Genomic DNA, 6,801 nt, shown 5'->3' with positions numbered 1-6,801 from the left:
GACGAAGGGGGGGCGGGTCAGGCGCATCCGGGCGCGGCGACCGCGGACGTCGACCTCCACCAGGTCGCCGTCGGCGAGGCTCGAATCGGTGTCGACCAGCGCCAGGGCGATGCCCTGCTTGAGCGTCGGGCTGAAGGTTCCGCTGGTGATGGCGCCGACCGGCGTGTCGCCGGCGTACACCGTCATGCCGGCGCGTGGGATCGCCCGGTCGACGGCCGTCAGGCCACGCAGCGTCCGCCGAGGCCCGGCCGCCTTCTCCGCGAGCAGCGCGTCGCGGCCCCAGAACGTCGGCTTGTCCCAACCCACCGCCCACCCGGAGCGGGCCTGCACCGGGGTGATCTCCGGCGACAGATCCTGGCCGTGCAGCGGGTACCCCATCTCGGTGCGCAGGGTGTCGCGGGCGCCCAGACCGCAGGCGCGCAGGTCGAACGACTCCCCCGCGGCGAAGAGCGCGTCCCATACGGCGAGCGCCCCCTCGGCGGGGACCACCAGCTCGTACCCCAGTTCGCCGGTGTAGCCGGTCCGGCAGACGACCAGCTCGACTCCGGCCAGGGTGGCCGGGGAGAAACTCATGTAACCGTGTTCCACCGGCAGGCCCCGCGCGGCGAGCAGCTCCGCCGAGCGCGGACCCTGCACGGCCAGCACGGCGTACGCCCCGTGCTCGTCGGTGACGGTGACCCCGGCCGGCGCGGCGGCGCGCAACCGGCGCACGACCTCGGCGGTGTTCGCCGCGTTCGGAACGAGGAAGACGTGGTCGTCGGCGTGCAGGTAGGCGATGATGTCGTCCACCACGCCGCCGGTCGCGGCGTCGCAGCAGAACGTGTACTGCGCCCGGCCCGACCCGATCCGGCCCAGGTCGTTGCTCAGGCAGGAGTTGACGAAGTCGGCCGCGCCCGGGCCGGTGATCCGCGCCTTGCCCAGGTGCGACACGTCGAACACGCCCACCGCGGTCCGCACCGCGGCGTGCTCCCTCAACACGCCACCCCCGGCGTACTCCAGTGGCATCTCCCAGCCCCCGAACGGGGCGAACTTGGCGCCGAGAGCGGTGTGCCGCTCGTGCAGCGGGGAACGGCGCAGGCGGGTCGCGGCGGCCTCGGAAGTCACGTCCGTCATGGGTGGAAACTTACCGGGGCCTGAACGGCTGGTTAGCATCGGCGGGACCCGCCCGGACGCTGTTCGGCGGGACAGCCACGCTTTCGGCGGGTAGGTTGCCGCCGGAGACCTTCATCGCCGGCACGCGACGACGCGGCCGGCCCGGCCCGCCCGGAGTAGCTTCAGTGACATCGCCCAGCACCACCCTGAGCCTGGTGGACACCGACCCCGCCGAACTCGCCGTCGACGCGATCGTGATCGGCCTGCACAGCCAGCCCGGCGAGCAGGCCGCCACCGGCGGCCCTGCCGGCACCCTGCTGCTGGCCAGCGGGGCGGAGAGCATCGCCGCCGCCTTCGACGGCAAGCTGACCGAGACGCTGGCGCTGCTCGGCGCCACCGGCGCCACCGGCGAGGTGATCAAGCTGGCCACACTGGGCACCGTCACCGCTCCGGTCGTGGCCGCCGTCGGGCTGGGCCCTGAGCCGACCGGGGCCGCTCCCGCCCCGGAGACGCTGCGCCGGGCCGCCGGCGCGGTCGTCCGTGCGCTCGCCGGGGCGCCCCGGGTGGCGCTGACCCTGCCACTGCCCGACGACGCCGACGCCCCGGCCGCGTTGCGCGCCGTCGCCGAGGGTGCGCTGCTCGGCGGGTACCGGTTCGCCGGCTACAAGACCACCCCGCAGCCGGCCCGCCGCGATCCGGTCGCCGAGGTGCTGATCGCCGTCCCGGACGCCGCCGACGCGACGGCCCGGGGCGAGATCGAGCGGGCCACCGCCGTGGCCGGCGCGGTCCGCACCAGCCGCGACTGGGTGAACAGCGCCCCGAACGAGCTGCGCCCGCCGGCCTTCGCCGACGCGGTCGCCGAGGCCGCCGGAGCGGCCGGGCTCGGCGTCGAGGTGCTGGACGAGGCGGCGCTGCGGGCCGGCGGGTACGGCGGAGTCATCGCCGTCGGTCAGGGCTCGGAGGCCCCGCCGCGGCTGGTCACGCTCACCTACACCCCGTCGGGCGGAGGCAACGGCAAGCGGGTGGCGCTGGTCGGCAAGGGCATCACCTTCGACACCGGCGGTGTCTCGATCAAGCCGGCGCAGGGCATGTGGGAGATGAAGTCGGACATGGCCGGGGCCGCCGCGGTGGCCGCCGCGATGCTGGCCATCGCCGCCGTGCGGCCGTCGGTGGCGGTGACCGCGTACCTGCCGATGGCGGAGAACATGCCGTCGGGCAGCAGCTACCGGCCCGGTGACGTGATCACCATGTACAACGGCAAGAAGGTGGAGGTGCTCAACACCGACGCCGAGGGCCGGATGATCCTCGCCGACGCGATGGCCCGGGCCTGCGAGGACGGCGTCGACTACCTCTTCGAGACCTCCACCCTGACCGGTGGCCAGGTCATCGCGCTGGGCAAGCGAGTCGCCGGCGTGATGGGCACCCCGGAGCTGTGCGAGCGGGTCAGGGCCGTCGGTGACGCCGTCGGTGAGCCGGCCTGGCCGATGCCGCTGCCGGACGACGTCCGCAAGGGCATGGACTCCGACGTCGCGGACATCTCCCAGGTCAATGCCGGCATGGATCGGGCAGGTCACATGCTCCAGGGTGGGGTGTTCCTGCGCGAGTTCGTCACCGAGGAGGTGGCGTGGGCGCACATCGACATCGCCGGCCCCAGCTACCACTCGGGTGAGGCGACCGGCTACTGGACCAAGGGCGGCACGGGCGTCCCGGTGCGGACCCTGGTGCAGCTCGTCGAGGACGTCGCCGTTGGCGGGGCGGACGACCACGACCCGCACGATTCGCGGCAGGTCGCGGCTTCGCTCCGCCTCGACACCCCGACCTGTCGCGTCCCGAGCGCCGGCCCGCGGCGTCAGTAGAGTTCCGGGCGGCGCTTGCGGCGTTCGTTGTAGTCGCGCATCCGTTGCGGGTAGCCCATCAGGCCCACGTCGTAGACCGGGATGGCGAGCCGGTGCGCGAAGCGTCGGGCGCCCTCCGGGCTCTCGATCCGGCGGCGGGTCCACTCCCCGTCGTCGGCGATCAGGATGACGGTGGTCTCGGTGACCGTGGTCCGTGGTTCGATGTACGCCTCGACCCCGCGCCGGGTCCGGACGAAGTTCTCGAGGTGGTCGAGGTCGGCACGGTTGGCGGGACGGTCGCCGTGGTCACCGACCGGCTTTCTGCGTCGTCGGAACAGCCCCACGCGACTCCTTCTCCTCCCCGAGCGTCATCGAAGACGGTGCCAAGCGTACGTGCCGTCTACGTGTCGTTGGGCACCTCACTACGCGCCCGCTGTGCGGTGGTGACAAGATGACCGAGGTGGGGTGTGCCTGTTACTCCGCCGTAACCCCCGAGCAGTGACGCGAACTGGGAGTTGGATGTGAGCGAGCCGAACGACGCAACCTTCGACATCGTCATCCTCGGAGGTGGCAGCGGCGGCTACGCGGCGGCGCTGCGTGCCGCCCAGCTGGATCTCTCCGTCGCGCTGATCGAGAAGGGCAAGCTCGGCGGCACCTGCCTGCACAACGGCTGCATCCCCACCAAGGCGCTGCTGCACGCCGCCGAGATCGCCGACCAGACGCGCGAGTCGGAGCAGTTCGGCGTCAAGGCCGAGCTGGTCGGCATCGACATGGCCGCGGTCAACTCGTACAAGGACGGCGTGGTCTCCCGGCTGTACAAGGGCCTGCAGGGCATGCTTAAGGGCAACAAGGCGATCACCGTCGTCGAGGGGCACGGCAAGCTGGTCGGCAAGAACGTCGTCGAGGTCGACGGGAAGCGCTACACCGGCCGCAACGTCGTGCTGGCCTCCGGCTCGTACGCCAAGACCCTGCCCGGCCTGGACGTCGACGGCGAGCGGATCATCACCAGCGACCACGCCCTGACCCTGGACCGCGTCCCGTCCTCGGCGATCGTGCTCGGCGGCGGCGTGATCGGCGTCGAGTTCGCCAGCGTGTGGAAGTCCTTCGGGGTGGACGTGACCATCGTCGAGGCGCTGCCCCGGCTGGTCGCCGCCGAGGACGAGGAGTCGTCGAAGGCGCTGGAGCGGGCCTTCCGCAAGCGGAAAATCAACTTCAAGGTCGGCAAGCCGTTCGAGAAGGTCGAGAAGACCGACAGCGGCGTCCGGCTGACCATCTCCGGCGGCGAGGCCGTCGAGGCCGAGCTGCTGCTGGTCGCGGTCGGCCGGGGCCCGAACACCGCCAACCTCGGGTACGAGGAGCAGGGCGTCAAGATGGACCGCGGCTACGTGCTGACCGACGAGCGGCTGCGCACCAACGTGCCGAACGTCTACGCCGTCGGCGACATCGTGCCCGGTCTCCAGCTCGCCCACCGCGGCTTCCAGCAGGGCATCTTCGTCGCCGAGGAGATCGCCGGGCAGAACCCGGCCGTGATCGACGAGGTCGGCATCCCACGGGTCACCTACTCCGACCCGGAGCTGGCCTCGGTCGGCCTGACCGAGGCGAAGGCCAAGGAGCAGTACGGGGCCGACAAGGTCAAGACCTACAACTACAACCTCGGTGGCAACGGCAAGAGCCAGATCCTCAAGACGGCCGGCTTCGTGAAGCTGGTCCGGGTGGCCGACGGCCCGGTCGTCGGCGTGCACATGGTGGGCGCCCGGGTCGGCGAGATGGTCGGCGAGGCCCAGCTCATCTACAACTGGGAGGCCTACCCGGCCGAGGTCGCGCAGCTCGTGCACGCCCACCCGACGCAGAACGAGGCCCTGGGCGAGGCGCACCTGGCCCTGGCCGGCAAGCCGCTGCACGCGCACGCCTGATCGAGAATTGCTTCCGCGGCGTCCGGCGGCAGACGGGCGTGATCGCACCAGGGGAACGAAGGAGTCTGTGAACATGCCGGTATCGGTCACCATGCCTCGGCTCGGCGAGAGCGTCACCGAGGGCACCGTCACCCGCTGGCTCAAGCAGGAGGGCGACACCGTCGAGGTCGACGAGCCGCTGCTCGAGGTGTCGACCGACAAGGTCGACACCGAGATCCCGTCGCCCGCGGCGGGTGTGCTGAGCCGGATCGTGGTCGCTGAGGACGAGACCGCCGAGGTGGGCAGCGAGCTGGCCGTCATCGCGGGCGAGGGCGAGCAGGGCGGTGGCGGCGAGGCCGCGCCGACCCAGGAGGCCGCGCCAGCCGCCGAGCCGACGGCCGCCGCCGAGGGCACCGGCCCGGAGCCGGAGCAGCCGGCCCAGCCCGAGCCGCAGGCCGAGGCCGCCCCGGCAGGCGAGGGCACCCCGGTGAAGATGCCGGCTCTGGGGGAGAGCGTCACCGAGGGTACGGTCACCCGCTGGCTCAAGCAGGTCGGTGACGCCGTCGAGGTGGACGAGCCGCTGCTGGAGGTCTCCACGGACAAGGTCGACACGGAGATCCCGTCTCCGGTGGCCGGAACCCTGCTGGAGATCAAGGTCGCCGAGGACGAGACCGCCGAGGTCGGCGCCGACCTGGCGATCGTCGGTGCGGCCGGGGCTGCTCCGAAGCCCAAGGCCGAGGCGAAGCCCGAGCCCGAGCCCAAGCCCAAGGCCGAGGCGAAGCCCGAGCCCAAGGCCGAGGCGAAGCCGGAGCCCAAGGCGAAGCCGGAGCCGAAGGTCGAGGAGCCGACCCCCGGCATGTCGTACAACGAGCCGGCGGCGGAGGCCGAGGTCGCGCAGCAGCCGGCCAGGGCCGAGCAGGCGGCGCAGCCGGCTGCTCGGCAACGGCCCACCGCCCCCGCCCAGGGCGGCGAGGAGGCCGCCGGCTACGTGACCCCGCTGGTGCGCAAACTCGCCAGCGAGCACGGCGTCGACCTCGCCTCGCTCACCGGCACCGGCGTGGGTGGCCGGATCCGCAAGCAGGATGTGCTGGACGCGGCGGAGAAGGCCAAGGCCGCGAAGGCCGCTCCGGCCGCGGCGCCGCAGCCAGCCGCGGCGGCCCCGGCCGCCAAGCCGGCGGCGAAGCCGCAGCCGAGCGCGAAGCGCGGAACCACCGAGAAGATGCCGCGGATCCGGGCGACGATCGCCAAGCGGATGCAGCAGTCGCTGCACGAGATGGCGCAGCTGACCACGGTGGTCGAGGTGGACGTCACCCGGATCGCCAAGCTGCGGGCGCAGGCCAAGCAGGCGTTCCAGGCCCGGCACGGCGTCAAGCTGTCGTTCCTGCCGTTCTTCGCCCTCGCCGCGATCGAGGCGTTGCAGGCGTACCCGGTGGTCAACGCCAGCATGGACCTCGACGCCGGGACGATCACCTACCCGGACGCCGAGCACCTGGGCGTCGCGGTGGACACCGAGCGGGGCCTGATGGTGCCGGTCATCCACGGTGCCGGTGACCTGAACCTGGGTGGCATCGCGAAGCGCATCGCCGACCTGGCCGAGCGCACCCGCACCAACAAGATCAGCCCGGACGAGTTGGCCGGGGCGACCTTCACGCTGACCAACACCGGCAGCCGCGGCGCCCTGTTCGACACCCCGATCGTGCCGTCGCCGCAGTCGGCGATGCTCGGCACCGGTGCCGTGGTCAAGCGCCCGGTCGTGGTGAACGACCAGGAGCTGGGCGAGGTGATCGCGGTCCGCTCGATGGTGTACCTGGCTCTGTCGTACGACCACCGGCTGATCGACGGCGCCGACGCGGCCCGCTTCCTGGTCGCCGTCAAGGAGCGGCTGGAGGCCGGCAACTTCGAGGCCGAACTGGGCCTCTGAGGTCACCGCAGCACACCTGAGGTAACAGCAGCACCCGGACGGGGGCGCGCGGCACACGCCG

The 6,801-nt window shown here is 72.4% G+C and carries 4 protein-coding genes and 1 pseudogene; 3 read left to right on the top strand and 2 right to left on the bottom strand.

What is annotated here, in order from left to right:
• On the bottom strand, positions 1 to 1,113 hold a 1,113-nt coding region (gcvT, locus tag E1193_RS28940), incomplete at its 3' end, for a glycine cleavage system aminomethyltransferase GcvT (protein WP_132186341.1).
• Between the two features lie 164 nt (positions 1,114 to 1,277).
• Here gcvT and E1193_RS28935 point away from each other — a divergent pair.
• A pseudogene (locus E1193_RS28935) lies at positions 1,278 to 2,846 on the top strand (leucyl aminopeptidase); the annotation flags it as partial.
• A 95-nt stretch (positions 2,847 to 2,941) separates the two neighbouring features.
• Here the strand turns inward: E1193_RS28935 and E1193_RS28930 are convergent.
• Entirely contained in the window at positions 2,942 to 3,271 is a 330-nt protein-coding gene (locus tag E1193_RS28930) for a hypothetical protein (protein WP_132186340.1), read from the bottom strand.
• A gap of 177 nt (positions 3,272 to 3,448) precedes the next feature.
• On the opposite strand from E1193_RS28930, the gene lpdA reads away from it, so the two are divergent.
• Positions 3,449 to 4,840 carry a dihydrolipoyl dehydrogenase gene (lpdA, locus tag E1193_RS28925; protein ID WP_132186339.1) on the top strand — a complete coding sequence of 464 codons (1,392 nt, stop codon included), beginning with the start codon at positions 3,449 to 3,451 and terminating at the stop codon, positions 4,838 to 4,840.
• Between the two features lie 73 nt (positions 4,841 to 4,913).
• Entirely contained in the window at positions 4,914 to 6,740 is a 1,827-nt protein-coding gene (gene sucB / locus E1193_RS28920) for a 2-oxoglutarate dehydrogenase, E2 component, dihydrolipoamide succinyltransferase (protein WP_132186338.1), read from the top strand.
• Positions 6,741 to 6,801: the final 61 nt, after the last annotated feature.

This window comes from Micromonospora sp. KC606 (assembly GCF_004348675.1).
Taxonomy (GTDB): Bacteria; Actinomycetota; Actinomycetes; order Mycobacteriales; family Micromonosporaceae; genus Micromonospora.
The sequence above is the reverse complement of the archived record's forward strand: the minus strand, read 5'-3'. Positions and strand labels throughout refer to the sequence as shown.